The sequence below is a fragment of the Plantactinospora mayteni genome (assembly GCF_016862935.1).
GTDB lineage: Bacteria > Actinomycetota > Actinomycetes > Mycobacteriales > Micromonosporaceae > Plantactinospora > Plantactinospora mayteni.
In genome coordinates this window covers 43,459-67,811 of the sequence record NZ_BONX01000023.1, presented here as the reverse complement: position 1 = coordinate 67,811, position 24,353 = coordinate 43,459, and the positions used below count along the sequence as shown (strand labels likewise).

Annotated in this window: 20 protein-coding genes and 1 pseudogene; 11 read left to right on the top strand and 10 right to left on the bottom strand. The window is 72.0% G+C overall.

Going from position 1 to position 24,353, the window contains the following annotated elements:
- Positions 1-145 precede the first annotated feature (145 nt).
- A complete protein-coding gene (locus tag Pma05_RS16515; protein WP_203858304.1) occupies positions 146-1,501 on the top strand; it encodes a M16 family metallopeptidase in 1,356 nt (451 codons plus the stop codon).
- Between the two features lie 19 nt (positions 1,502-1,520).
- Positions 1,521-2,318: a 4-hydroxy-tetrahydrodipicolinate reductase gene (gene dapB / locus Pma05_RS16510; protein WP_275414708.1), complete on the top strand. Its 798-nt coding sequence runs from the start codon at positions 1,521-1,523 to the stop codon at positions 2,316-2,318.
- Between the two features lie 158 nt (positions 2,319-2,476).
- Here the strand turns inward: dapB and Pma05_RS16505 are convergent, their stop codons facing one another.
- Complete coding sequence (locus tag Pma05_RS16505) at positions 2,477-4,537, bottom strand: glycogen debranching N-terminal domain-containing protein (protein WP_203858303.1); 2,061 nt, start codon at positions 4,535-4,537, stop codon at positions 2,477-2,479.
- 155 nt (positions 4,538-4,692) lie between these two features.
- Between Pma05_RS16505 and Pma05_RS16500 the strand changes: the two genes are divergently transcribed.
- From Pma05_RS16500 to Pma05_RS16485, 4 genes are all read left to right on the top strand, one after another.
- Positions 4,693-5,778, top strand: a complete 1,086-nt coding sequence (locus Pma05_RS16500; protein ID WP_239312486.1) for a substrate-binding domain-containing protein — start codon at positions 4,693-4,695, stop codon at positions 5,776-5,778.
- A gap of 111 nt (positions 5,779-5,889) precedes the next feature.
- Positions 5,890-7,134: a sugar ABC transporter substrate-binding protein gene (locus Pma05_RS16495; RefSeq protein WP_203858301.1), complete on the top strand. Its 1,245-nt coding sequence runs from the start codon at positions 5,890-5,892 to the stop codon at positions 7,132-7,134.
- A gap of 103 nt (positions 7,135-7,237) precedes the next feature.
- The gene (locus tag Pma05_RS16490; protein ID WP_203858300.1) at positions 7,238-8,386 is read left to right on the top strand and encodes a carbohydrate ABC transporter permease; all 1,149 of its coding nucleotides are present in this window, start codon (positions 7,238-7,240) and stop codon (positions 8,384-8,386) included.
- A 2-nt stretch (positions 8,387-8,388) separates the two neighbouring features.
- On the top strand, positions 8,389-9,309 hold the full coding sequence (locus Pma05_RS16485) for a carbohydrate ABC transporter permease (protein WP_239312484.1): 921 nt from the start codon (positions 8,389-8,391) through the stop codon (positions 9,307-9,309).
- A 67-nt stretch (positions 9,310-9,376) separates the two neighbouring features.
- Here Pma05_RS16485 and Pma05_RS16480 read toward each other — a convergent pair whose 3' ends face one another.
- Positions 9,377-9,976 carry a GNAT family N-acetyltransferase gene (locus Pma05_RS16480; RefSeq protein WP_203858299.1) on the bottom strand — a complete coding sequence of 200 codons (600 nt, stop codon included), beginning with the start codon at positions 9,974-9,976 and terminating at the stop codon, positions 9,377-9,379.
- A 35-nt stretch (positions 9,977-10,011) separates the two neighbouring features.
- On the opposite strand from Pma05_RS16480, the gene Pma05_RS16475 reads away from it, so the two are divergent.
- Positions 10,012-11,316: a glycosyltransferase 87 family protein gene (locus tag Pma05_RS16475; protein ID WP_239312483.1), complete on the top strand. Its 1,305-nt coding sequence runs from the start codon at positions 10,012-10,014 to the stop codon at positions 11,314-11,316.
- A gap of 9 nt (positions 11,317-11,325) precedes the next feature.
- Here Pma05_RS16475 and Pma05_RS42560 read toward each other — a convergent pair.
- Positions 11,326-11,676, bottom strand: a pseudogene (locus Pma05_RS42560) (GNAT family N-acetyltransferase); the annotation flags it as partial.
- 170 nt (positions 11,677-11,846) lie between these two features.
- On the opposite strand from Pma05_RS42560, the gene Pma05_RS16465 reads away from it, so the two are divergent.
- On the top strand, positions 11,847-13,076 hold the full coding sequence (locus Pma05_RS16465; protein ID WP_203858297.1) for a winged helix-turn-helix domain-containing protein: 1,230 nt from the start codon (positions 11,847-11,849) through the stop codon (positions 13,074-13,076).
- A gap of 103 nt (positions 13,077-13,179) precedes the next feature.
- Positions 13,180-13,722 (top strand): DUF2752 domain-containing protein, encoded by a 543-nt coding sequence (locus tag Pma05_RS16460; protein WP_239312482.1) that lies wholly within the window; start codon positions 13,180-13,182, stop codon positions 13,720-13,722.
- Between the two features lie 62 nt (positions 13,723-13,784).
- On the opposite strand, the gene Pma05_RS16455 is transcribed toward Pma05_RS16460, so the two are convergent.
- The 5 genes from Pma05_RS16455 to Pma05_RS16435 all read right to left on the bottom strand — a co-directional run bounded on the left by Pma05_RS16455 (position 13,785) and on the right by Pma05_RS16435 (position 17,514).
- Positions 13,785-14,156 carry a bleomycin resistance protein gene (locus Pma05_RS16455; protein WP_203858295.1) on the bottom strand — a complete coding sequence of 124 codons (372 nt, stop codon included), beginning with the start codon at positions 14,154-14,156 and terminating at the stop codon, positions 13,785-13,787.
- A gap of 160 nt (positions 14,157-14,316) precedes the next feature.
- The gene (locus Pma05_RS16450; RefSeq protein WP_203858294.1) at positions 14,317-15,000 is read right to left on the bottom strand and encodes a response regulator transcription factor; all 684 of its coding nucleotides are present in this window, start codon (positions 14,998-15,000) and stop codon (positions 14,317-14,319) included.
- A 28-nt stretch (positions 15,001-15,028) separates the two neighbouring features.
- Positions 15,029-16,624, bottom strand: coding sequence for a sensor histidine kinase (locus Pma05_RS16445; protein WP_203858293.1), 1,596 nt, complete (start codon positions 16,622-16,624; stop codon positions 15,029-15,031).
- 91 nt (positions 16,625-16,715) lie between these two features.
- On the bottom strand, positions 16,716-16,976 hold the full coding sequence (locus Pma05_RS16440) for a hypothetical protein (protein ID WP_203858292.1): 261 nt from the start codon (positions 16,974-16,976) through the stop codon (positions 16,716-16,718).
- Positions 16,977-17,145: 169 nt separating this feature from the next.
- Positions 17,146-17,514 carry a hypothetical protein gene (locus Pma05_RS16435; RefSeq protein WP_203858291.1) on the bottom strand — a complete coding sequence of 123 codons (369 nt, stop codon included), beginning with the start codon at positions 17,512-17,514 and terminating at the stop codon, positions 17,146-17,148.
- A 167-nt stretch (positions 17,515-17,681) separates the two neighbouring features.
- Between Pma05_RS16435 and Pma05_RS16430 the strand changes: the two genes are divergently transcribed.
- A complete protein-coding gene (locus Pma05_RS16430; RefSeq protein WP_203858290.1) occupies positions 17,682-18,710 on the top strand; it encodes a CPBP family intramembrane glutamic endopeptidase in 1,029 nt (342 codons plus the stop codon).
- A gap of 50 nt (positions 18,711-18,760) precedes the next feature.
- Here Pma05_RS16430 and Pma05_RS16425 read toward each other — a convergent pair whose 3' ends face one another.
- Entirely contained in the window at positions 18,761-22,135 is a 3,375-nt protein-coding gene (locus tag Pma05_RS16425) for a S8 family serine peptidase (protein ID WP_203858289.1), read from the bottom strand.
- A 330-nt stretch (positions 22,136-22,465) separates the two neighbouring features.
- The gene (locus Pma05_RS16420) at positions 22,466-23,395 is read right to left on the bottom strand and encodes a LysR family transcriptional regulator (RefSeq protein WP_203858288.1); all 930 of its coding nucleotides are present in this window, start codon (positions 23,393-23,395) and stop codon (positions 22,466-22,468) included.
- 70 nt (positions 23,396-23,465) lie between these two features.
- Here Pma05_RS16420 and Pma05_RS16415 point away from each other — a divergent pair, with 70 nt between their 5' ends.
- Positions 23,466-24,212: an SDR family NAD(P)-dependent oxidoreductase gene (locus Pma05_RS16415; protein ID WP_203858287.1), complete on the top strand. Its 747-nt coding sequence runs from the start codon at positions 23,466-23,468 to the stop codon at positions 24,210-24,212.
- The last annotated feature ends 141 nt before the right edge of the window (positions 24,213-24,353 follow it).

The window sequence follows — 24,353 nt, the reverse complement described above, 5'->3', positions numbered from 1 at the left end:
GACCAGGTGCCCCGGGCCGGCGCGGCGCGCACGGCAGCACCGCACCGAATCGGGTACGGCGTCCGCTGCCGGGGTTTCCGGGGCGGCGTCCGCCGTGCCGTCGGTGTACAGGTAGGAGCCAGGTCCCTTGAGTCGGGCGAAACGAGTGTCGGGTTCGGTTGTCGGGTTCGGTACCGGCGCTCACGCGGCCCGGGCGGTGACCCGGGTGGTGGACAGCGACCCGCTCGGCGGCACCGTACGCCGCACCGTGCTCCCCAGCGGGCTGCGGGTGCTCACCGAGGCGATCCCCACGATGCGGAGCGTCTCGTTCGGCATCTGGGTGGCGGTCGGCTCCCGGGACGAGACCGGGCCGCAGTCCGGTGTCTCGCACTTCCTGGAGCACCTGCTCTTCAAGGGCACCCGCAAGCGCAGCGCGCTGGACATCTCGGCGGCGATCGAGGCGGTGGGCGGCGAGACGAACGCCTTCACCACCAAGGAATACACCTGCTACTACGCCCGGGTGCTCGACCAGGACCTGCCGCTGGCCATCGACGTGATGTGCGACCTGGTCGCCGACTCGGTGCTGGCCGGCGCCGACGTGGAGACCGAGCGCGGGGTGATCCTCGAAGAGATCGCCATGCACGACGACGAACCCGGCGACGAGGTGCACGACCTGCTGGCCAGGGCGGTCTACGGGGACCATCCGCTGGGCCGGCTGATCTCCGGTACCGAGGAGACCATCTCCCCGATGTCCCGCCGGCAGATCCAGAGCTTCTACCGGCGCCGCTACACCGCCCCGTCGATCGTGATCGCCGCCGCCGGCAACCTCGAACACACCGAGGTGGTCAAGCTGGTCCGGCAGGCGCTGCACGGCACCGTACTGGACGGCGAGCCGGGCGCACCGGCCCCGCTGCGCCCGGCCGACACCCGGGTACGCACCAGCCGGCCCGGCAACGTGGTCGAGCACAAGGAGACCGAGCAGGCGCACGTGGTGCTCGGCTGTCCCGGCATCGGCCGGCTCGACGACCGGCGGTTCGCGCTCGGGGTACTCAACAACGTGCTCGGCGGCGGCATGTCCAGCCGGCTCTTCCAGGAGATCCGTGAACGGCGCGGCCTGGCCTACTCGGTCTACTCCTACGCCAGCCAGTACGCCGACACCGGCCTCTTCGCCGTCTACGCCGGCTGCGCCCCCGGCAAGGTCGACGAGGTGCTGGAGCTGGTCCGGGCCGAGCTGGCCGAGGTCGCCGCGCACGGCATCACCGACGCCGAGCTGGCCCGGGGCAAGGGCATGGCGAAGGGCTCCTACGTGCTCAACCTGGAGGACACCGGCTCCCGGATGAGCCGGCTGGCAAAGGGCGAGCTGCTCTTCGGCGACCTGCTGCCGGTCGACGTACTGCTGGCCCGGGTCGACGCGGTCAGCGCGGACGAGGTGAACACCCTCGCGGCCGACCTGCTGGCCCGGCCGATGTCGCTGGCCGTGGTGGGCCCGTTCGGCGCCGACGACTTCCCGTCCGTGGGATAGGTTGTGCCGCGTGAGCGACGTGCGTGAACCCCAGGTCGGAACGTCCGCCGAGTCGTCGGCCCGACCGGCCGGAGAGCCGCTGCGGGTCGGCGTGCTGGGCGCCCGCGGCCGGATGGGCGCCGAGGTGTGCCGGGCGGTGGACGGCGCCGACGACCTCGAACTGGTGGCGATGGTCGACGAGGGCGACTCGCTGGCCACTGTCTCCGGCGCGGGTGCCGAGGTGGTGGTCGACTTCACCAACCCGGACGCGGTGATGGACAACCTGCACTGGTGTCTCGAGCGGGGCATCAACGTGGTCGTCGGCACCAGCGGCTTCACCGGGCAGCGGTTCGACCGGGTGCGTGGCTGGCTGTCCGACAAGCCGGGGGTGGGCGTGGTGATCGCACCGAACTTCGGCATCGGGGCGGTGCTGATGATGCAGTTCGCGGCCCGCGCGGCCCGCTATTTCGAGTCGGTGGAGATCGTCGAGCAGCACCACCCGAAGAAGCTCGACGCGCCCAGCGGCACCGCCACGCACACCGCACGGCTGATCGCGCAGGCCCGGGCCGAGGCCGGTCGCGGCGCCGTCCCGGACGCCACCAAGGACGAGCTGCCGGGCGCGCGCGGCGCCGACATCGACGGGGTACGCGTACACGCGGTCCGGGCCGCCGGCCTGGTCGCACACCAGGAGGTGCTGTTCGGTACCGCCGGTGAGACGCTGACCATCCGGCACGACTCGTACGACCGGGCGTCGTTCATGCCCGGCGTGCTGCTGGCGGTGCGGTCGGTGCCGCAGCGCCCGGGGCTGACCGTCGGCATCGACGCGCTGCTGGACTGAGGTCGGCGCAGCCCCGGCCGCCGCCGGTGGCCCCGAGTCGCCCGACCGGGAAGACTCTCCCGCGCACACCGAACCTTTTCCACCTGAACCGCGCGGCGGGTGCGCCCCGACCTCCACCTGCGACCACGACGGACCGCAGGGGAGGTTGACAAAGACCCCTAGCGCTGCCGAGGCGTGATGACCAGCCCGGACGGCAGGCCGGCGATGGTGCTCTGCCCGGTGCGGTCGACGGTGACGTCGACCGGGGCATCGGCGATCCGGAGCCGGCGGGCCGTGACCGCGCCGAACGGCGTACCGGTGAGGGGTTGGAGGTGGACCTGGCCGGCCGGTACGTCGGGGTAGAGGCCGACCGCCGTCTGGAGCAGTACCACGGCAGCCGCCGCGGACCAGGCCTGGGGACGGCAGGCGGCCGGGTACGGCAGCGGCCGGGTCAGCATCGTCCGGTCGTCACCGCCGAACAGCTCGGGAAGCCGGTAGTCGAACGCCTCCGCCGCGCCGAGCAGGCCGTCGGCGAGCCGGGCCGCCGCGTCGGCGTGCCCCTGCGCGGCCAGCCCGCCGATCGCGATGGCGGTGTCGTGGGCCCAGATCGACCCGCAGTGGTAGGAGAGCGGGCTGAACCCGGCGTCCTTGGTCGACATCGTGCGCAGCCCGTAGCCGCCGGCCAGGGTGTCGTCGGCGAGTAGGTCGGCGACCCGGGCCGACTCGTCGGCGTCGAGCAGGCCGGTGCCGAGCAGGTGCCCGATGTTGCTGGTCAGCGAGTCGACGGGGCGCTTGTCCCGGTCCAGCGCCAGCGCGGGGTGGGCGCCGAGCGGCCCGTCCACCCAGAACCGGGCCCGGAACCGCTCGGCGAGCCCGGCCGCGTACGCCCGCCAGCGCTCGCCGCCCGGGCGGTCGAAGGCGTCGAGCAGCGCCGCGCCGTCCAGGGCGGCCCGGTGGGCGTAACCCTGCACCTCGGCGAGCGCGATGGGGGGCCGGGCGAGGCTGCCGTCCCGGAACCGCACCGAGTCGTGCGAGTCCTTCCAGCCCTGGTTGGCCAGACCCTGCCCGCTGAGGTCGAGGTATTCCACGAAGCCGTCGCCGTCCGGGTCGGCGTGCTCGGCCAGCCAGCGCAGCGCCGCCTCCAGGTGCGGCAGCAGCGGGACGATCTCCTCGTCGGGCAGGCCCCAGCGCCAGGCGTCGTGCAGCAGGCTCACCCAGAGCGGGGTGGCGTCGATGGTGCCGTAGTAGGCGGCGGGCAGTCGCAGTCCGTTGCCGACCGCGACGAACTCGTGCCGGCGCAACTCGTGCATGATCTTGCCGGGCTCCTCGCCGGACCGCTCGTCGACCCGGGTGCCCTGCCGCCGGGCCAGTACCCGCAGCGTGCTGGCGGCCAGCTCGGTGCCGAGTGGCAGCAGCATCCGGGCCGCCCACATGCTGTCCCGGCCGAACAGGGTGAGGAACCACGGCACGCCGGCGCCGAGGAAGACCTCGTGCGGCGTCTCGGCCTCGGCGAGTCGGAGCGCCCGCAGGTCGTCCAGGGAACGGTCGAGCAGCCGGGCCAGCCGGGGGTCGTCCGCCGACACCTCCGGCCGGGACCAGGCGGGCTCCCGGGGCGGGGTGACCACGACCGCCCGGGGGTCGTCCACCGCCAGGCGCCAGCGCAGCACGACCTGGCCGCGCGGCGGCAGCTCGATCGACCACCGGAGCCGGCCGGTCTCGGGCTCGACCTCGGCACCCTCGCCGCTGACCGTGACGGTGATCCCCTCGGCGGTCCAACCGAGCTGGCCGGGCTGGCCGGACTTGGCCTCCAGCGGAGTGGTCGGCAGACCCGACTTGACCGCCTCGACCGGGGCCAGGTCGCAGCCGAGGTCGAGGGTGGCGGTGGCGCGTACCGGGTCGGCGGCGGTGGAGACCACGTGGATCTCCTCGGTGAGGCCACGGGGGACGACCCGGCGGACCCGGTCGATCCGTACCGTCGGGTCGGGGCCGTCGTCGCCGAGCCAGCGGGCCAGCGAGACGAAGCGCGCCCCGTGCGGACCGTCCGGGCTGTTGCCGATCGCCTCCAGCTCACGGCCGTCGAGCCGGAACTCGGCCTGCCGCAGCACCCGGGCGTCGGCGTGGAAGACCCCCTGCACGCCGACGGGCCTGAGCTGCCCGTCCGGGTCGGTCAACGCGCTGGTCGGGGCCAGCACGACTCCGACGAGATCGTGTAACAGCGGTTGGAGGTGCTGGTCGGCCACGGGGAACTCCTGATCCGGGGTGGTACGCGGTGCCTTGACAGATCGTCGCGTGGGGTGCAAAGTGCGAAACATTCCAGCAACTTGAACGATCCAATACTGCCCTACTTCTTTTGGATCGTTCAAGAGGGGCGACGAGGGATTCTATGGCGGAAAAAGTGACGATCGCGACAGTTGCTCGCCGGGCGCGGGTCAGTCGGCAGACCGTCTCCAACGTGCTGAACGCCCCGCACATCGTCCGGGAGGAGACCCGGGAACGGGTGCGGGAGGCGATCAGCGCACTCGGCTACCGGGCCAACCAGGCCGCCCGGCAGATGCGTACCGGCCGGTCGCGGTTGATCGCGGTGCGGATCGAGCCGACCCGGGACGGGGTCAACGGCTCGGTGCTCGACCGCTTCCTGCACGGGCTGACCGAGGCGGCCGAGGCCGCCGGCTACCGGGTGATGCTCTACACCGCGCCGGACTCCCGGAGCGAGATCGGCGCGTACGACAGCCTGCTCGGCGCGTACGACCTGGACGCGTTCGTGCTCACCGGCACCGAGCACGACGACGCCCGGGCCGCGTGGCTGACCGAGCGGAACGTACCGTTCGTGACCTTCGGCCGGCCCTGGGACGACCCGGCGCAGACCCGCTCGCTTGGACGGGCCGCGGTGCCGTCCCCGCACCCCTGGGTCGACGTCAACGGGGCCGACGGAGTCGCGCAGGCGACCCGGCGACTGCTCGACACCGGCCACCGGCGGATCGGCTTCGTCGGCTGGCCCACCGGCTCCGGTGTCGGCGACGACCGGCGATCCGGCTGGGCGGACACCCTGCGGTCGGCCGGACTCGACCCGACCGGCCTGGACCGGGCCGCCCCGGACGGGTTCGCCCAGGGCGAGGCGGCGGCCCGGGACCTGCTCGCCGGCGCCGAGCCGCCGACCGCGATCGTCTGCGCCAGCGACTCCCTGGCGCTCGGCGCGCTCCAGGCCGTCCCGGGGCCGGGCGACTCGGCGGCCGGGTCGGACCACCGGTCACCGGTCGCCGTCACCGGCTTCGACGACACACCGGTGGCCCAGGCCATCGGGCTGACCAGCGTCAGCCAGCCGCTGGCCCAGGCCGCGGCCTGCTGCGTGGACCTGCTCGCCGACGTACTCGACGGGGGGCGGCGGGGCGGCCCGGTCGGCTCCCGCCGGTCCGACCCGGCGGCCGGCGGACCCGGGCAGGTGTTGCTGCGCCCCTCGCTGGTGGTGCGGCAGAGCGGCTGACCGCCCGCCCGCCGGCCGGACTCGCGGCCGGACAACAGCCACCCGGGCAGACCAGAGACCAGGACGTTTCCGACCACCCGTGACACCCCGAAATTCCACCAGGAGAGTGAGATGGCACGACGATTCCTTCGCCGGGCGACCGTGGCGGGCATCGCCGCCACGGCGCTGCTGACCTCTGCCGCCTGCGGCAGCGGCTTCGACGACGACGCCGAGAGCAGCCAGACCAGCGGCCCGGCCGCGTTGCAGATCCTGATCGGCTCGTCCGGCGAGGCCGAGACCAAGGCGGTGCAGGAGGCCGCCGCGAGCTGGGCCAGCGCCTCCGGAAACACCGCGACGGTCACCCCGGCCCAGGACCTCGTCCAGCAACTCGGCCAGGCGCTGGCCGGGGACGCCCCGCCGGACGTCTTCTACGTCGACGCCGGCCGGTTCGCCGACTACGCCAGCGTGGGCGCGCTCGAACCGTACGGGGACAAGCTCGCCGACGCCGGGGACTTCTACCCGAGCCTGCGTACCGCGTTCACCCGGGACGGCAAGCTCTACTGCGCCCCCAAGGACTTCTCCACGCTCGCCCTCCAGGTCAACACCGACCTGTGGACCAAGGCCGGACTGACCGACGCGGACATCCCGACCACCTGGGACCAGTTCACCGCGACCGCCCGCAAGCTCAAGGCGAAGGGCGTCACCCCGCTGGCCATCGGCGACACCCGGGACCGGATCGGCGCCTTCATGAGGCAGAACGGCGGCTGGATCACCAGCCCGGACGGCAAGCAGGCCACCGCCGACACGCCGGAGAACCTGCAAGCCCTCCAGTACGTCAAGAGCCTGCTCACCGAGGGCCTGGCCCGCTACCCGAAGCAGCTCGACGCGGGCTGGGCCGGTGAGGCGTTCGGCAAGGGCTCGGCGGCGATGACGATCGAGGGCAACTGGATCAAGGGCGCCCTACAGAACGACTTCCCGAACGTGAAGTACACCGTGCACCCGTTGCCGGCCGGGCCGAAGGGCCAGGGGACGCTCTCCTTCACCACCTGCTGGGGGATCGCGGCGAAGAGCAAGTTCAAGGACCAGGCGATCAAGTTCGTCGAGGCGATGGTCTCGGTGGAGCAGCAGATGAGCTTCGCCAAGGGGTTCGGCGTGATGCCGTCCCGGCAGGCCGCCCGGGACCAGTACACCCAGGCGTTCCCGGCCGACAAGGCGTTCGTCGACGGCGCCGAGTACGCCCAGGGTCCGGTGAACGCACCGAAGATGGACAGCGTGCTGGCCGACTTCGACACCGGCCTCCAGGGGCTGGACCGGGGTGACCCGAAGGCGCTGCTGGAGCGGGTACAGAAGAACACCCAGGCCGCGCTCGCCGGCTGAGTCGGACCGCTGGCCCCGGCTCCGGTCTTCCCCCGTACCGGACCGGGGCCAGCCCCGCCGGCCCCATTCGGCTCACCCCACCCCAGCGATCGAAGGAAGGACCATGGCGACCGACGTACTTGCCGGACCGGACGACCCGCGGCGGGCCGCGCCCGCCGAGCCACCCCGGCGTACCCGACGACGGGGCGGGACCCGGAGCGGCGAGACGGCCGCCGGCTGGCTCTTCGTCGCGCCGGTGATAGTGATCCTCGGGCTGTTCATGCTGCTGCCGATCCTGATGGCGCTCTGGGTGAGCCTGACCGACTGGAACGGCCAGGGCAGCCCGTTCACCTCCCGGGTGCCGCTGGTCGGGCTGGACAACTACACCGACCTGTTCACCCGGGACGGGCTGGCCCGGCAGAACTTCATGACCTCGATCCGGAACAACCTCTACTACGTCGGGATCGTGGTGCCGGTGCAGACCGCGCTGGCGCTCTTCCTCGCGCTGGTGGTGAACAACCGGATGCTGCGCGGGCGGGGATTCTTCCGGGCCGCGTTCTATTTCCCGTCGGTCACCAGCTCGGTGGCGATCAGCGTGGTCTTCCTCTTCATCTTCGCCAACGCGGGGGCGGTCAACCGGCTGCTGGCGCTCTTCGGCATCGACGGGCCGCAGTGGTTCGCGGACAGCCGGGGCGTACTGCACCTGCTGCTCGGCGCGCTCGGGATGGACGAGCCACCGAGGGCGCTGACCTCGGGCGGACCCTTCGGGCTGGCCTGGTGGGACTGGCTCTCCGGGCCGAGCGTGGCGATGTGCTCGATCATCATACTGGTCGTCTGGACCACCTCCGGCACCTTCATGCTGATGTTCCTGGCCGCCTTGCAGCAGGTGCCGGAGACGCTGGAGGAGGCCGGCAAGCTGGACGGGGCGACCCGCTGGCAGCGGCTGCGCTTCATCACCCTGCCGTCGTTGCGGCCGACCATGTTCCTGGTGCTGGCGCTCGGCGTGATCGGTAGCTGGCAGGTCTTCGACCAGATCTACGTGATGAGCCAGGGCGATCCGGCGAAGACCACGCTGACCCCGGCGTACCTCTCCTACCGGACCGCGTTCCGGGACTTCGAGTACGGCTCAGGTGCGGCGATCTCGTTCGTGCTCTTCCTGATCATCATCCTGCTGACCCTCGGCCAGCGCTGGCTGCTGCGGGAACGTGACTCCGGTCGACGACTCCGCCGCCGCGCCGACCGGAGTGGCGCCGAGACCGGACGGAGGTCCTGACGATGGCCGTACTCACCCAGCCCGGCTCGGGACCGATGATCCACCTGCCCGGCGAGGACGACCCGCAGCCGCCGAGGCGGCGCCGCCGGCGGGGTGGCCACCCGGCCGCCGCCTTCGCCGGGTACGCGGTGCTGGTCTTCTTCGCGCTGGTCTTCCTCTATCCGTTCGTCATCCAGCTCGGCAACGCCTTCAAGACCGAGCCGGACGCGGCGGCGAACCCGCTCTCCCCGATCCCGTCGGTGCTCGACCTGAACAGCGTGCAACGGATCTTCGACGGGACCGACTTCCCGCTCTGGCTCGGCAACTCCACCCTGGTCACCATCATCGTCACGCTCGGCCGGGTCTTCTTCGCCTCGCTGGCCGGCTACGCCCTGGCCCGGCTGAAGTTCTCCGGCCGGCGCGTCGTCTTCGGCGCGGTAGTGGCGATGATGGCGGTACCGCCGGTGGTGCTGCTGATCCCGAAGTTCCTGGTACTCAACCAGCTCGGCCTCTACAACAGCTACGCGGCGCTGATCGTGCCGGTACTGGTCGACGCGACCGGGGTCTTCGTGATGAAGCAGTTCTTCGAGTCGATCCCGGTCAGCGTCGAGGAGGCCGCCCGGATCGACGGGGTCAACGCGTTCCGGATGTTCTGGTCGGTGGTGCTGCCGATGGCCCGGCCGGCACTGATCACCGTGACCATCATGTCCTTCCAGGGCTCCTGGAACGAACTGCCGCACACCCTGGTCGCGGTGCAGGATCCCGCCCTGTTCACCCTGCCGCGCGGGCTGGCCGACCTGGTCAGCGGCTCGCTGGGCAAGGGCAGTCAGTACCCGCTCAAGCTCGGGGCGGCGCTGCTGGCCACCATCCCGGTGGCGATCATCTTCGTGGTCTTCCAGCGCTACTTCGTCCGGGGCGCCAACGAGGGGGCCGAGAAGGGCTGAGGCTCAACCCTGCCCGGGCTCGGCGCCAGCCGCCGGCTCAGGCTCGGCTCCGGCCGTCGGCACCGGCTCAAGCTCCGGCGGCCGGCTCGGGGTCGGGCTCGGGCTCGGCGGCGATCGAGACGTGCAGCCGGAGCTGCGGGACGAGCATGTCGTCAACGTCCAGCGCCCGGGCCGCCCCATCCGGCTCCCAGCCGGCGCCGCCGAGGAACTTCCGGGTCGCGGCGTCGCCGTCGAAGGCCCAGGCCACCGCCGTGTCGAAGCCGTCGGTACGCCACAGGTCGACGCTGGCGGCGAGCAGCCGGCTGCCGTGCCCGCGCCGGCCCCACCTCGGCTCGACCAGCAGGTCCGTCACCGCGACGACGCCGGCACCGAGCGCCTCGGCCGGTTCCTCCGGAGCCAGCGCCTGCTCGTCGGGGGGGCCGGAAGCGGCAAATCCCACCAGATACGATTGTTCGGCCTGCTCGACGGCAACCAGGACGCGGTGCCGTTCGGACGGGGGCGCCTCGACCGCCGTACTCCACCGGCGACCGAGCCACTCCTCGTCCAGGTTGTCGAGCACGTGCTTGGGCAGCATCCTGCGGTAGGCGACCCGCCAGGTCGCGAGCTGGATGCGTGCGATCTCGCCGGCGTCTGACGGACGCGCCGGGCGAACGTACCCGAGAGCCATGAGTGGGAAGCCTACGCAGGGCAAGGGGGGCGGTAATGGCGCAGGGTGCCGGTTGGCGTACCCGGTACCAGGTGCTGTTCGTGATCGCGCTGGCCGTACTGGTCGCCGGGTTCCTCTCGGTGGCGGCGGCCCGGCACGGCTTCTTCGACCTCCGGGTCTACTACGGGGCGCTGCACCACTGGGTACGCGCCGACGGCGAGATCTACGACTGGCTCAAGCCGGACAGCAAGTACGGCTTCACCTATCCGCCCTTCGCGGCGCTGGTGATGCTGCCGCTGGCGTACCTGAGCTGGCCGGTGGCCATGGTGATCAGCGTCATCCTGACCGTGCTGACCAGCGCGGTGCTGATCTGGTGGCTGGTCGACCCGATCGCCCGCCGGACGGGCTGGACCCGGTGGTTCGCCCTGGCCGTCGCGCTCTGCCTGGCGGCGGCTTTCGAGCCGATGCGCGAGACGGTCAACTTCGGCCAGGTGAACATGCTGCTGCTCTTCCTGGTCGGTGCCGACCTGCTCTGGCTGGTCGCCCCGGTGACCCCGTTCGGGCGCCGGCTGCCGCAGCGCTACCGCCGCTTCGCCGGGATCGGTGTCGGGCTGGCCACCGCGATCAAGCTGACCCCGGGCATCTTCATCGTCTATCTGCTGGTCACCGGGCGCTGGCGGGCGGCGCTGGTGGCCAGTGGCACCGCGACCGCGGTCACCCTGCTGGCCGCCGGGATCGCCCCGGACGCGTCCCGGGAGTTCTGGACCACCGCGCTGTGGGACACCGACCGGGTCGGGTCGCTGTCGTTCATCTCGAACCAGTCGTGGCAGGGCGTGGTCGCCCGGCTCGATCCGGACCATCCGAGCACGCTGCTCTGGCTGGTGCTGGTGGCGGCGACGGTGGGGGTCTGGATCTGGCGGGTCCGGGCGACGGCGGCGGTCGGCGACGAGGCGACCGGGCTGGCGCTGACCGGTGTGGTGATGAGCCTGGTCAGCCCGGTGACCTGGGTACACCACCTGGTCTGGCTGATCCCCGCGCTGATCCTGCTGGTCGACAACGCGTACGCCGCTCCGGCCGGCAGCCGGCGGCGGCGCTGGCTGCTGGGGTTCGCGGTCTTCGCGTACCTGGTGCTGATCAGTCGACTGGTCTGGATCTGGGAACGCCGCTTCGACGGCCTGCTCGGCTTCCTGGGCAGCAACGCCTATGTCTGGATCGGGGTCGCGCTGCTGTTCGTGCTACCGGTCCGGGGCCCCGGCCAGCTCGCCGAGTCGGGCGGCGTAGCGGAGTTCGACCAGCCCAAGCGCCGGCCGTCCCCCCGACCGTTGCAGTTCGTAGGTCGACCGCTCACCATCCGCGACTAGTCCGGCCCGTTCGTAGAACCGGCGGGCCCGGAGGTTGTCGGCGAGTACCCAGAGCCGCAGCTCGGTCCAGCCGAGAGAGGTCAGTTCGGCGACCGAGGCGGCCAGCAGTCGCCGCCCCACCCCGGTGCTCCACTGTTCGGGCCGGACGTAGAGGCCGAGGATCTCGGCGTACCGGTGGTCGAGGCGGTCCGGGTCCTGGTCGATCCGGTACGGCCCGACGGTGCAGAAGCCGAGCACGGTCTCGTCGTCGCCGCGGGCCACCAGGGTCCGGAACGGGTGGTCGGGCTCGGCGGTGCCGAGGTCCCGCCGGCGCTGTGCCCAGGCGGCGACGTTCAGCCGTTCCAGCACCTCGGCCGGCATGATCTCGGCGTACCCCGCCTGCCAGCCCCGGACGTGCACCTCGGCGATGGCCAGGGCGTCGTCGGGGACCTCGGGGTCGATGGCTCGCATCACGATGGTTTTATCCCGTTTCGCTGGTCAGGTCCAGGTCCCGCGTGTCGTGTCGGACCCGTCGGCTAGGGTCCGGGGCGATGGCCGTACCTGAATCGTTGTCGCTGTCCCAGGCCCGCCGGGTCGCGCTGGCCGCCCAGGGCTTCGCCGACCCCGCACCCGGCGCCGTGCCGACCCGTCGACACCTGCGCCGGGTGCTCGACCGGCTCGGCCTGCTCCAGATGGACTCGGTCAACGTCCTGCAACGGGCGCACTACCTGCCGCTCTACAGCCGGCTCGGGCCCTATCCGGCCGAGCTGCTCGACCGGGCCGCCTACCGGCGCCCCCGGGACGTCTTCGAATACTGGGGGCACGAGGCGTCGTTGGTCCGGGTCGACCTGCAACCGGCGCTGCGCTGGCGAATGGCCGCCGCGCAGACCGACGCCTGGGGCGGGATGCGCCGGATCGCCGTCGAGCAGCCGGCGCTGGTCGCCCGGGTCCTCGACGAGGTACGCGACAGCGGCCCGATGACCGCCGCCGAGATCGAGCACGACGCGCCCCGGGAGACCGGCAACTGGGGCTGGAACTGGTCGGCCGTCAAACGGGCCTGCGAGTACCTCTTCTGGGCCGGTGAGCTGACCGCCGCCTCCCGGAACAGCTCCTTCGCCCGGGTCTACGACATACCGGAGCGGGTGCTGCCGCCCGACGTACTGGCCACGCCGACCCCGGAGCCGGCGGAGGCATACCGCACGCTGGTCGAGATCGCCGCCCGGGCGCTCGGGGTGGCGGCCGAGCCGGAGCTGCGGGACTACTTCCGGCTGCCGGTCGCCGCCGCCCGCACCGCCCTCGCCGAGCTGGTCGAGGCGGGCGAGCTGCGCCCGGTCACGGTGCAGGGCTGGCGGCTGCCCGGCTATCTGCACCGGGACGCCCGGCTGCCCCGGTGGATCCGGGCCAGCACCCTGGTCAGCCCCTTCGACCCGCTGATCTGGGAACGGTCCCGCACCGAACGCCTCTTCGGGTTCAGCTACCGGATCGAGATCTACGTGCCGGCGCCGCAGCGGGTGCACGGCTACTACGTGCTGCCGTTCCTGCTCGGCGACCGGTTCGTCGCCCGGGTCGACCTGAAGGCCGACCGCAAGGCCGGCACGCTGCTGGTGCCGGCGGCCTGGGCCGAGCCCGGCACCGACCCGGTCGAGACCGCCCAGGCACTCGCCGCCGAGCTGCACCGGCTGGCCGGCTGGCTCGGCCTGGGCGCGGTGGCGGCCCCCGCCGGGGGAGACCTCGCCGGGCCGCTCGCCACCGCACTCGCCGGCATGCTCGCGGTACGGTGAGACGAGCCGGCCGGCGACCGTCGGGCCGGCGGGCGACGCGTCGCGAGCGGTGGCGAGCGACGGCGGGGCCATGGCGGACGCGATCGGCGACGGGTGGGGCGGAATGACGAGCGTTGACGAGAACCGATCCGGCGGACCCGGCCCGACACCGGCCAACGCCTATCCGGGCTATCCGGTGCCGCCCTACCAGGCTCCCGAGCCCGACCGGCTCACCCGGTTCGTCAACCGGATCCAGGCCCGGGCACCGCGCTGGCTCGCCCCGGTGGCGGCGTTGGGCTGCCTGGCCGGCGCGGTCGGCTACACCCTGCTGACCGATCCGACCCGCAGCGCGCCCGACGCGGCACCGTCCTGCATCCTCAAGCTCACCACCGGGCTGGACTGCCCGGGCTGCGGCGGCACCCGCGCGTTCTGGTACCTCCTGCACGGCGACCTGCCGGCGGCGGCCCGGCACCACCTGCTCTTCGTCTTCGCCGTGCCGTTCCTGCTCTACCTCTACGTCGCCTGGGCCGGGCGGCAGGTCTTCGGCTGGCGACTGCCGCAGTTGGAGATCACCCCGAAGATGATCGGCATCTTCCTCGCCGCCTGGGGAGTCTTCTCGGTGCTGCGTAACCTGCCGTGGGCACCCTTCGACCTGTTCTACGTCTGAGGCCCGGTCCTAGGATGTTGCGGTACGGCCGCGACGGCCGCCGCCGGTCAGAGTCCGTCCGGCTACGTCTGCGGGGTCTGGCCCGGGGAGCCGATCCGGTGCAGTGTGCCGTCCGGGTCGACGAAGGTGAACTCGCGCAGGCCGTAGGGGGTGTCCTGCACCTCGCCCAGTCGGCCCTCGACGCCTGATCCCGCCCAGGCGACGTGCAGGGCGTCCGCGTCCGAGACGTAGAGATAGACCGTCGACGCCGTCCGGCCGGGATCGTGCTCGGCCCACTCGGTGACGTGCAGGGACACGCGACCGCGCTCGACGAAGCCGTATCCCTCCGCGCCGGCCACACTGAAGCCCAGCCGTTGGTAGCGGTCGAGCGCGGCACCCAGGTCGCGTACGGGCACCACCGGGGCGACCCGGTCGAAGGTGACTTCCTCGGCCATCCGGTCCTCCACGTCGTCGAGTCGCCATCGTGGGTCGACGGGTGCGACGTCTGGGACCGTACCTCGGCCAGCCGACATGTTCGCTAACCCGCACGCGTCCCGCGGCCCCCGACCTTCCGGACCGGACGCGCCCGGTTCAGGGCATCCGGCTCTGCCGAGGTTACCGGGCAGTTGTCGGGGTGCTCGGTGGCTCCAGCAGGCCGGCACGTTGGGCGAGCATGGCGGCCTGGACCCGGTTCTCACAGCCGAGCTTGGCGAACACCCGGTACACGTGGGTCTTGACGGTTCCTTCGGAGACGAACAGGTGCTGACCGATCTCGGCGTTGGAGAGTCCCTGGGCCAGCAGGATCAGGACGTCGCGTTCCCGGCCGCTGAGCATGCTGACCTTGGCGAGGTCCTCCTCGGGTCGAACGGTCACGGTGGGCAGCCGGTTGAGAACCTGCCGGGTGATCTTCGGCGAGAGGTAGGCGTTGCCCGCCGCGGCGGCGCGGATCGCGTAGGCGAGTTCGTCGGCCGCCGATTCCTTGATCAGGAAACCGGCCGCCCCGGCGGCGAGGGCCTGCGCGACGTAGTCGTCCTGGCCGAAGGTGGTCAGCACCACGGTCTGGACCGCAGGGACAAGGCGACGAATCTCCCGCAGTGCCGCCAGGCCGTCGAGGACCGGCATCTGGATGTCCAGCAACGCGACGTCCGGCCGGTGCCGTACGGCCAGGTCGACCGCGGCCCGTCCGTCGGCGGCCTGCGCGATCAGGTCGATGTCGGCCTCCGGATGCAGGATCGCGTTGATCGCGGTACGGATCAGGGAGTCGTCGTCGGCCAGCAGGACCCGCAGGGGATCGGTCATGGCGTCGTCCTTCGCTGGCGTCGTGGGGTCATGGCCGCCGCTCGTGAATTTCCTGTTTGTCGATCAGGATGCCGTCGCGGAAGCAGAACCGGTAGATGTCGCGGCCGGCACCGGGGTCGGGCCCCACCTGGTCCAGGATCGACGCCGGGTAGTCGACGCAGGTGGCGTCGGGCACCGGTCGGCCGCCGGTGACACCGGTGACCGCGGCGTCGGCGTCGGGCAGCAGGGCGCGTACCTCGTCTTCCGGCTGGCCGATGTGGATGGCGTCGTAGGTGTTCCGGTCCACCACGACGAAGGCCATCATCAGCCAGACCCCGGCCAGGCACAGCGCCAGGAAGCCGGCGATGGACAGCGTGGTGGCCGCGAGGACGAGCCGGGAGCGGCGGCGGTCACGGTCCATCAGGGCCGCGAAGTCAGCCTGGGCCTCGGTGGCCGGCGGTGGGCGATGCTCCGGTGGGCGATGCTCGGCGGTGGACGTGGCGTGTTCGTCGCCCGAACAGGGCAGTGTTGCGGCCAGCCGGAAGCCTCCGTCGGGTGTCGGGCCGTGGTAGAGCACGCCGTTGGCGATCCGGACGCGTTCGGTCAACCCCAGCAGCCCCTGCCCGGACGTGGACCGCACGATGCGTTGCCCGGCGGTGTTGGTCACGCCGGCGACCAACGCGTCCGGTTCGAACCGCAGCAGCAGCACGACCGCGCCGCCGTGGGCGTGCCGCAGCGCGTTGGTCAGGCCCTCCTGAATCACCCGGTACGCCGCGTGTTCGGTCAGCGCCGCCAGCGGCCGTGGCTCCCCCTCCCGGACGACCTCCACCTGGGCGCCGGAGGCACGCGCCTGCTCGGCCAGTTCGTCCAAGCCGGACAGCGGCCGCACCGAGGACTGGCCGTCACCCTCACCGAGAATGCCGAGGATCTGACGCAGCTCGGTCATCGCCGCCGAGGACGTCTGCCGCACCAGGTCGGCGGCCTCGGACCGCCGATCCTCGTCGGCAGTACGCACCATCCCGGCGTACAGGGAGATCAGGGTCAGCTTGTGCCCCAGCGAATCATGCAGGTCCCGCGCGATGCGGGCCCGCTCTCGCGTCTGTGCCTGCCGGGCAACCTCACCCTGCTGACTGTGCAGTTGCACATTGCGTTGGTGCATTGCCGCCAGCAGCGTCCGCCGCCGCCGAACCAGCCTCGCCACGCCGGCCGGTAGCACCGCCAGCAACGCGAACATCGCCGAGAGCACGACGGCCATCTCCACGCTCAGCGGTTCTTCCCAGACGATCGACGCCACGTAGCAGGCCCACGCCACGGCCAGCGCGGCGGTGACCTGCCACCACCGGGCGACGCGGTAACTGAGCGACGCGCTCAACAGCACCAGCAGGAGACTGTTCTGCCCACCGGTGCCCAGGCCGACCAGCGCCGCGGTGAGGTACGCCACCAGCGGGTACGTCAGCCGCAGCGCGATCAGGATCGGCGTGGAGAGCCCGACCAGCCACGGCGCCCACGGATACCAGCCGGCGACGGCCGCCGCGACCACCGCCACGATGGTCACCAGCACCACCAGGCAGATCTCGTGGACCAGACGCCACGCCCCCGCCCGGCGGGCCTGGTCACGCCATCGGGCCGCCCACCTGACCGTCACCACTGGACCCGCCGACCGCCGTCCCGCACTGCCGCAGCGGCGGCAAGGCGGGAAATCTGCCTGAGACCGGCCGTGATCATCGGAGTAGTCCTCACTCTTCAGTGCCATCGCGGGCGATTCGGCTGACCGCTTCGTGCGCCTCCAGCAGCCCAGCACCGGTCCGCTTCCGGTAGATCTTGACCGATGCTATCCAGCCATCCCTGTCGAGGGTGTCCATCACCTCCGCGTGCAGCGCCACCCGCCCCGCCACGCCACGATCTGTCATCCTCAACGCCCGGCGACGCAGATACTGCGCGACGATGAGCATCACGCCTCCGACCACACCGATGACGAGGGCAGTTATCACTGTCATGCCCGACAGTGTGGTTGCGGCCGGGCCAGGTGCGCGTCCGGCGGACGACGGAATCGCGCCGAGGATGCCGTCACACTTTCGTTGACACGTACCCGCACGCGATGCCGCCCGGGTAGCGAACACCCGGGCGGCATGAATCGCGCGAGACGACTTCCACGAGCCGTCGGTGTCACTCGGGAATCGTGATGGCGCTCTTCTCCGCAAGTGCACCGTTGACGAAACAGAACCGCCACAGATCCGGACCGCTGTCCTCGATCGGCTTGATCGTGTAGTAGATGCACGAGGCATCGGCCGGCATGCCGTGCCTGCCAGGATCGCCGCGGTAGAGATCCTTGTCGTTCATGCTGCTCAGCGGCTCGGGCAGTGCGGCACGCACGTCCGCCTCCGGCGTACCCTCCTTTTGCGCGTCGAACTGTTCCCGGGTTACGCCGGCCCCGAGTATCTCCTTACCCAGGGCGAACGTCTGGTAGCCCGCCCATCCGAGGCCACCGCACAGGACGACGACCAGTACGGCGACTACGATTCCAACTTTTCGCATGACACTTCCTTCGTCGTGATGGGAGGTGTTCAGCTTCCCGGTAATCGACGGGTGAGTCGTCAGTGGTCCGTTGGATCGTGGAGTTCACGCGGTACGACGATAGTCAGCGCCAAGGTTCATGCTCACGACAGATGATCCGTGCGGTGTGTAACGAGAGGCTGTCCGGCATGACGACGACGCTTCCCGACGCGCAGACCCCCACCCCGACTGTCGCACCGATTCCCTATCACCGGCTCGCCCGCACCGACCGGCACCGCTGGTGGCGGCCCATTCTCGGCACCTTGCTGATCTTGGCTGGGCTGCCGGTGATGCTGGTGGGCGGGTTCGGGGCGGCAAGCGCGGTCGTGTCGATCCTGGACGGACCGGAGGACTTTCTGGCCGGCGGCCCAGAAGCCGAACTGGCGGTCGCCATGGTCTCGCTCGGCCTGCTGATTCCGCTGACATTGATCGCCGCCTGGTGGGTACAGCGTCGCCCAGCCGGCACGGTGTCATCGGTGGCAGGCCGGTTGCGCTGGCGCTGGCTGGCGATGTGCCTCCTGCTCGCCGTACCGGCGCTGGGGCTGAATCTCGGGGTGTTGAGCCTCCTGCCCGGCGACAGCCCGGAGAGCAACTCGGTGGGCTGGGAGCGACTCGCGCTCGGCCTGGCCGTGGTGGTGCTGCTGGTGCCGCTACAGGCGGCCGGCGAGGAGTATCTGTTCCGTGGATGGCTGATCCAGGCGTTCGGGTCCTGGATCCGGTCGCCCTGGCCAGGGATCGTGGTGTCGGCGGTGTTGTTCGGACTGGCACACGGCTACGGCACCATCTGGGGCATGACCAGCCTGATCTTCCTCGGCGTGGTGACGGCGGTGGTGACGATCCGGACCGGCGGGCTGGAGGCCGCGATCGCGCTACATGTGGTCAACAACGTGGCCGCGATCGGGCTGGCGGTCATCACGGGCACGCTGGAGGCACAGCAGACGGCGACCGACGTGCACGCGCTCACCGCGGTCGTCGACATGTCCATGGTGGCGTTGTACGGAGGTGCGGTGCTGTGGCTGGCCCGCCGCCGCCGCGTCCAGAACGGCTCCGGCGACGATGCGGTCAGGACCGACACCGTGATCGACATCGCCGCCATTCCGCTGTGGCTCCTCGGCGCCTACCTCGCGGTGGTCACGGTCACGCCGGTCATGTCCCCGCTACCGTGCTGCACGGCTTAGGGGCTGTCTCGCGGATCTCTGGCGGGCCGGCCACCGCACCCGTACGCCCGCTAACCGATCTTGTACGCCCGGATCACCGTCTGGGTCACCGTGTTCCCGGCGGTGTCGGTGGCGCTGGCCCGCAGCGAGACGTACCCCGGCTCGGCCGGATGCCGCAGCACCGCCTGCCCCGCCGTCACCTCCGCCGGAGCCCAACTGACCCCGTCGTCGTACGACACCTCCACCACCAGGTTCTCGTTGGCGCCGGCTCCCGACTCCGGCTGGGCCGTGACGGTCACCGGGACGGTGCCGGTCTGCCCGGCCGGGGTGCTGTTGTCGTTGTCCACCCGGGGCGAGAAGCGCACCGTGGAGATCGGCAGCCGGGCCGGCGTCTCCCCGTCGACGTGCTCGGAGCGGAAGGTCCAGGTCACGCCGACCCGGGTGGAGAGCGTCGCCGGCCCGCCCCGTTCCGCCGTCATGGTCAGCCGGTAGTCGCCGGCCTCGGGCGGCAGTTCGGTCGTCCCGTTCACACCGTCGAGTTCGGCCAGTACCTTGCCGTCGCGCTCCAGGGTGATCCGGCCGGTGGCGATCGACGAGAAGCCGGCCCGGCCGACGCCGTCGCCGTACAGCGGGGCCTGGACGGTGAGGGTGTCGCCGAGCCGGGTCACCCACTGGTGCTCGTACGGGGGTGCCGCCACCGTCGGCCCGAAGACCCCGCGACTCCACTGCTCCTGGTACGACTGCCCGGGCCGGTACGTCATCGGTGGCGCCACCAGGCTGGTCAGGTACGCCTGCTCGTCCCCGGAGCCGGTCGTCTCGTCGACCGAACGGAACCACTGCGCCCGGCCGTCGGTGTTGTAGTACTCGGTCCGGGTCGACGGCAGCGGGAACGTCATCGCGTGCGCGAACCCGCCCATCACCGACTCCGGCAGTACCGCCCAGGCGAGTTTCCGGCCGCTGCTGCCGGAGGACTCGTGACCGTGGTCGGCCCGGACCGTCGCCAGGTCGGCGGCGGTCACCTGTCGGCTGAAGCCGCTGCCCATCCGCCCCTCGCCGAGCCAGCACAGCAGGTACGCGTATGACTGGTCCGCCGGGTCGGCCGGGGCGAAGGTGGCGGTGGTCCGGGAGACGAACCCGGCGGTCGCCTGGTCCGGGCCGACCCGACCGGTACGCAGCCGCTCGAAGGTGCCGCCGAGGGTGCCGACCTCGACGGTACGGCCGGCGGCCAGCACGCTGGTGGCCAGTTCGGCGAAGACCTGTCGGGCGCCGCTGTTCGGCACGGTCACCGAGAGCGGTCGACCGAGCCGGGCGTCGAGGACCACGCTCCGGTCGCCGCTGACGTCGAGTTCGGGTTGGGCGAGCACGCTGGTCAGATAGGTGCCGTCCAGCGGGCTGGTGATCGCGGTGAGTGCCGAGTAGCGCCCCTTCGGCACCCGGAGGGTGGCCGTGCCGTCGTCGGTGACCGGCATCGAGATCGAGTGTGCGTTGTCCAACCCGGCCAGCATCGTCAGGTAGCCGGTGGTCGGCTCGCCGGCCTGGCCGAGGTGCGACACCTTGACGTCGTAGCTCTCCACCTCACGGTCGACCGCCAGCGGGGTGGGCACACTGCCGCCACCGGCGACCGTCGCGGTGAGATGCCCGGTGAGCTGCCCCAGCGGGCCACCGCTGCCGGCCGTGTCGGCGGTGACGGTCGCCTCGGCGGTGCCGCCGGCCGGCACGGTGACGCTGGTCGGCGTTACCGCGAACATCCCGGTCGGCACGGCGGTGCCGTCCGGCGCGACGGCCCGTACCCCGAGGTGCAGCGTCACCGCCGCGCCGCCCGCGTTGTGGTAGCTGACCGTACGCCGGACCGGGGTGTCGTCGTCGTGCGGCCAGGACTGGCGGCCGAAGCTCAGGCTCGGCGGGTCGGCGGTGACCCGCTGGTCGAGCGCCCGGGCGACGTCCAGCCGGCCGGCGCCCTGGGCGAAGACGCTGAGGTCGGGGTGGGGCCGGGCGGTGGCCATCAGCGCGGCCTTCAGGGTGGCCGCCGGCAGGTCCGGCTGGCGCTGGGCCAGGATCGCGGCGGCCCCGGCGACGTGCGGGGTGGCCATCGAGGTGCCGGACATGCTGATCCCGCTTCCCGCCGGCACGTCCGGCCCGGAGTCGATGCTCCGGGCGGCGACGATGTCCAGGCCGGGCGCGGTCAGGTCGGGCTTGATGGCGCCGTCACCCAGCCGGGGGCCCTGGCTGGAGAAGCCGGCGAGCCCGTCGGACTTGCTGACCGCGCCGACCGCCAGCGCCGCGTCGGCGGTGGCCGGCGAGCCGACGGTACCGGTACCCGGAATGTTGCCGGCGGCGACCACGAAGAGCGTGTCGTGCGCGTCGGTCAACTCGCCGAGCGCCTGCTCGATCGGGTCCACCACCGGGCTGTCCACGCCGGTCAGGCTCATGTTGACCACCCGGGCGCCGGACTCGGCCGCCCACTGCATGCCGGCGATGATCGCCGACTCGGCGCAGCCGCCGGCCGCGCAGACCTTGCCGTCGAGCAGCCGGGTTCCGGGGGCGACACCCTTGAACCGGGCCGCACCGGTACCGGCCACTGTGGAGGCGACGTGCGTGCCGTGTCCGGCGGTGTCCCGGTCGTCCTCGACGCCGTCGGTGAAGTTGCGCTGGCCGGTCACCTGTCCGGCGAGGTCGGGGTGGGTCTCGTCGATCCCGGTGTCCAGCACCGCGACGGTCACCCCGCTGCCGTCGAAGCCGGCGGCCCAGGCGGCCGGCGCACCGACCTGCGGCACGCTCTCGGCCAGGGCGGGCCGGCGCAGCCCGTCGAGCCAGACGGTGCGGACGGTCGCGGCCATGCTGCGCCGGGTCGGCTCCGTCCCGGTCAGCCCGGTCCAGAACCGGGGCAGCCCGGCCCGGTCCACCGCGACGGCCTGCCCGGCGACCGGGGGCAGGTCCCGGACCAGTCGCGCGCCGGCCCCGACGGCCGCGCGCTCTCCTCCCACCCGGGCGTCGGCACCGGCGTACGTCACCAGCAGCGGCAGCTCTGCCCGCCGGTCGTAGCCGAACTCCAGCAGGGCGGTGACGTCGAAGAGCCGTTCGTCCAGCCGCCCGCTGCGGACCAGTGCGAGGGCGTCGGTTGGAATCACGTGCAGCCGGTCGGCGACCCGACGGGTCAGGAACTCGATGCCGGTCCGGCCGGGTCCCGGCTCGACGCTGGCCTTGAAGTCGGTGCCGACGGTGACCCGGTCACCGGTGACCAGGCTGACCGTCCGGGCACCGCCGCCCGCCGGCGGATCGGATCCGGGCGCACCGGGCGGGGCCGACGATTCGGCCGGTACCGCAGGTCCGGCGAGGCCCGGCGGTCCCGCCATGGCGGCCGTGCCTGCCGGCGGTCCCGGTACGGCGAACGCGAGCAGCAGGGCGAGACCCGTTACTCCCCACGTAAGCCTTTTAACTGGATTCATGGTGTGCCTCCCCTGGATACCGGTCATACCGGCACTCCTGCCCATCGACCGAAACACATCGCCGGAGAGGCGGCAACATAGACGTCCATAGATTGGGATGATCGCTGGCCGGATGGGCTAGTCCAGAGTGGAGCGGCCAGCCCGGGTCGACCGGGCCTGACCTGGGCCGACAGCACGGACGGTCGGTGCTGGCGAGGCAGTGCTGGCGGACTGGTGCTGGCGGGGCAGTGCTGGCGGGTGGTGCGGTCAGGGTGGTGCTGTCAGGGTGGTGCGGTCAGAACGCGAAGCAGTGCGGGCCCGACAGGGCGGTCCGTCGGTCGGCCATCGCGGTCAGCATGATCGCGGCGCCTTTCGCGTCCCGGGCTCGGTGGCGAGTGCCGCGCGGAACCGGCGCAGCACCGGGGACGGGTCGTCGGCCCGCCAGGCGACCCCGGAAGTCACCTGCGGCACCGGCTGGCGGATCGGCAGATAGGCGATCCCGTCGGCGCGCAGCAGCCGGGCGGACTCCTGCACCAGGGCGACGCCGACGCCGGCCGCCGCCAGGGTCAACTGGGTGCCGACGCTACCCGCCTCGTGCACCGGCCGGGGTGTGAAGCCGGCCTGCCGGCAGACCTCCAGCACCATGTCGTACCAGTGTGGACAGAGGTCGCGGGCCAGGAAGGCGAAGGACTCCGCCGCCAGGTCGGCGAGATCGATCTCCGGCTTGCCGGCCAGCCGATGGTCGGCCGGAAGCGCCGCCACGAACGCCTCCCGGGAGAGTTGTCGCAGCGCGACGTCGTCGCCCAGCCAGACGCAGTCGAACTCGCCGAGGGTGACCACGAAGGCGACATCGACGGCATCCCCGCGCAGCGGCTCGGCGATCGCGCCGATCGGCAGCTCCGCGAGGCTCAGGTCGACCTCGGGCGCGTCCCGCTGGAATCCGCCGAGGATGTGCAGGAACTGCTGGGACGATGCGGTGGGGGTGTAGCCGATCCGCAGCCGGCCCAACTCGCCGCGCTGGGCGCGCTCGGCCACCGTCCGCGCCACCCGGGCCTGGTCCAGGGTCCGGCGGGCCTCGACCAGGAAGAGCCGGCCGGCCTCGCTGAGTGCCGTCCGGCGGCGCTGCCGGACCAGCAGGTCCGCCCCGAGCGCGGCCTCCAGCCGGAGGATCTGCTGGGAGAGCGCGGGCTGCGCGACGTGCAGTCGGGCGGCGGCCCGGCCGAAGTGCAACTCCTCGGCCACCGCGACGAACGCCTCCAACTGGCGCAGCTCGAAGTTCATGCACTGACGTTATCAACTCATCAAAACTGAGTCTTTGACCGCTATGAAGTGCCGCTCCTAGCGTCGAGGCATGAGTGATCGCGAACTGAGCGGCAAGGTGGCACTGGTGACCGGCGGCACCGGCGGGATCGGCGCGGCCATCGCCCGGGTACTCGCCGGGGCGGGTGCGGCGGTGACGGTGGTCGGCCGCCGCGCCGACCTGGGTACGGCGGTGGCGGCGGAACTGCCCGACGGACTCTTCGTACCGGCCGACCTGAGCCGGCGGCAGAGCCACGACGAGGTACTCCGGGCCACCGTCGACCGGTTCGGCGGGCTGGACATCCTGGTGAACAACGCCGCCGCGTACACGGCCGGACCGACGCACGAGAGCACCGAGGAGGAGTTCGACCGGGTCGTCGGGCTCAACTACCGGGCGACGTACTTCCTGACCCAGGCCGCGCTGCCGCACCTGCTGCGCTCCGGCGCCGGCCGGATCGTCAACATCAGCTCCATCGGTACGACAAGGAGCTGGGCCGGCTCCTCGATCTACAACTCCTCGAAGGCGGCCCTGGACAACCTCACCCGAACCTGGGCTATCGAGTACGGCCCCCAGGGCCTCCGGGTCAACGGCGTCAACCCCGGCATGGTGCTGGACGGGCCGATGTCGTTTTCGGTGCAGGCGGCGGTGGACGTCGAGGCGCACGTGCTGCCGACGATCCCGGCCCGGCGGCTCTGTACCGCGGCCGACGTGGCGGCGGCGACGCTCTTCCTGGCCGGCCCCGGCGCCGACTACCTCGGCGGGGTGACCATCGCGCTGGACGGCGGACTGACCGCGTGACGGCGGAACTGACCGCGTTCGGCGGACTGACCGCGTGACAGCGGAACTCACCGTGTAACGGCGGAACTGACCGCGTGGCGGCAGGCAGTGCCTGGGCGGCATGCAGTGCCTGGGCGGCGGGCAGCGGTGTGCCGGCGGGCA

Excerpts from the sequence above, each read along its gene's own strand:
- Pma05_RS16480 (WP_203858299.1), bottom strand. The coding sequence starts at position 9,976 with ATGGCTCTCGGGTACGTTCGCCCGGCGCGTCCGTCAGACGCCGGCGAG.
- Pma05_RS16460 (WP_239312482.1), top strand. The coding sequence starts at position 13,180 with ATGACGAGCGTTGACGAGAACCGATCCGGCGGACCCGGCCCGACACCG.
- Pma05_RS16475 (WP_239312483.1), top strand. The coding sequence starts at position 10,012 with ATGGCGCAGGGTGCCGGTTGGCGTACCCGGTACCAGGTGCTGTTCGTG.
- Pma05_RS16435 (WP_203858291.1), bottom strand. The coding sequence starts at position 17,514 with ATGCGAAAAGTTGGAATCGTAGTCGCCGTACTGGTCGTCGTCCTGTGC.
- Pma05_RS16430 (WP_203858290.1), top strand. The coding sequence starts at position 17,682 with ATGACGACGACGCTTCCCGACGCGCAGACCCCCACCCCGACTGTCGCA.
- Pma05_RS16485 (WP_239312484.1), top strand. The coding sequence starts at position 8,389 with ATGGCCGTACTCACCCAGCCCGGCTCGGGACCGATGATCCACCTGCCC.
- Pma05_RS16490 (WP_203858300.1), top strand. The coding sequence starts at position 7,238 with ATGGCGACCGACGTACTTGCCGGACCGGACGACCCGCGGCGGGCCGCG.
- Pma05_RS16450 (WP_203858294.1), bottom strand. The coding sequence starts at position 15,000 with ATGACCGATCCCCTGCGGGTCCTGCTGGCCGACGACGACTCCCTGATC.
- Pma05_RS16495 (WP_203858301.1), top strand. The coding sequence starts at position 5,890 with ATGGCACGACGATTCCTTCGCCGGGCGACCGTGGCGGGCATCGCCGCC.
- Pma05_RS16465 (WP_203858297.1), top strand. The coding sequence starts at position 11,847 with ATGGCCGTACCTGAATCGTTGTCGCTGTCCCAGGCCCGCCGGGTCGCG.
- Pma05_RS16455 (WP_203858295.1), bottom strand. The coding sequence starts at position 14,156 with ATGGCCGAGGAAGTCACCTTCGACCGGGTCGCCCCGGTGGTGCCCGTA.
- Pma05_RS16425 (WP_203858289.1), bottom strand. The coding sequence starts at position 22,135 with ATGAATCCAGTTAAAAGGCTTACGTGGGGAGTAACGGGTCTCGCCCTG.
- Pma05_RS16440 (WP_203858292.1), bottom strand. The coding sequence starts at position 16,976 with ATGACAGTGATAACTGCCCTCGTCATCGGTGTGGTCGGAGGCGTGATG.
- Pma05_RS16420 (WP_203858288.1), bottom strand. The coding sequence starts at position 23,395 with ATGAACTTCGAGCTGCGCCAGTTGGAGGCGTTCGTCGCGGTGGCCGAG.
- Pma05_RS16415 (WP_203858287.1), top strand. The coding sequence starts at position 23,466 with ATGAGTGATCGCGAACTGAGCGGCAAGGTGGCACTGGTGACCGGCGGC.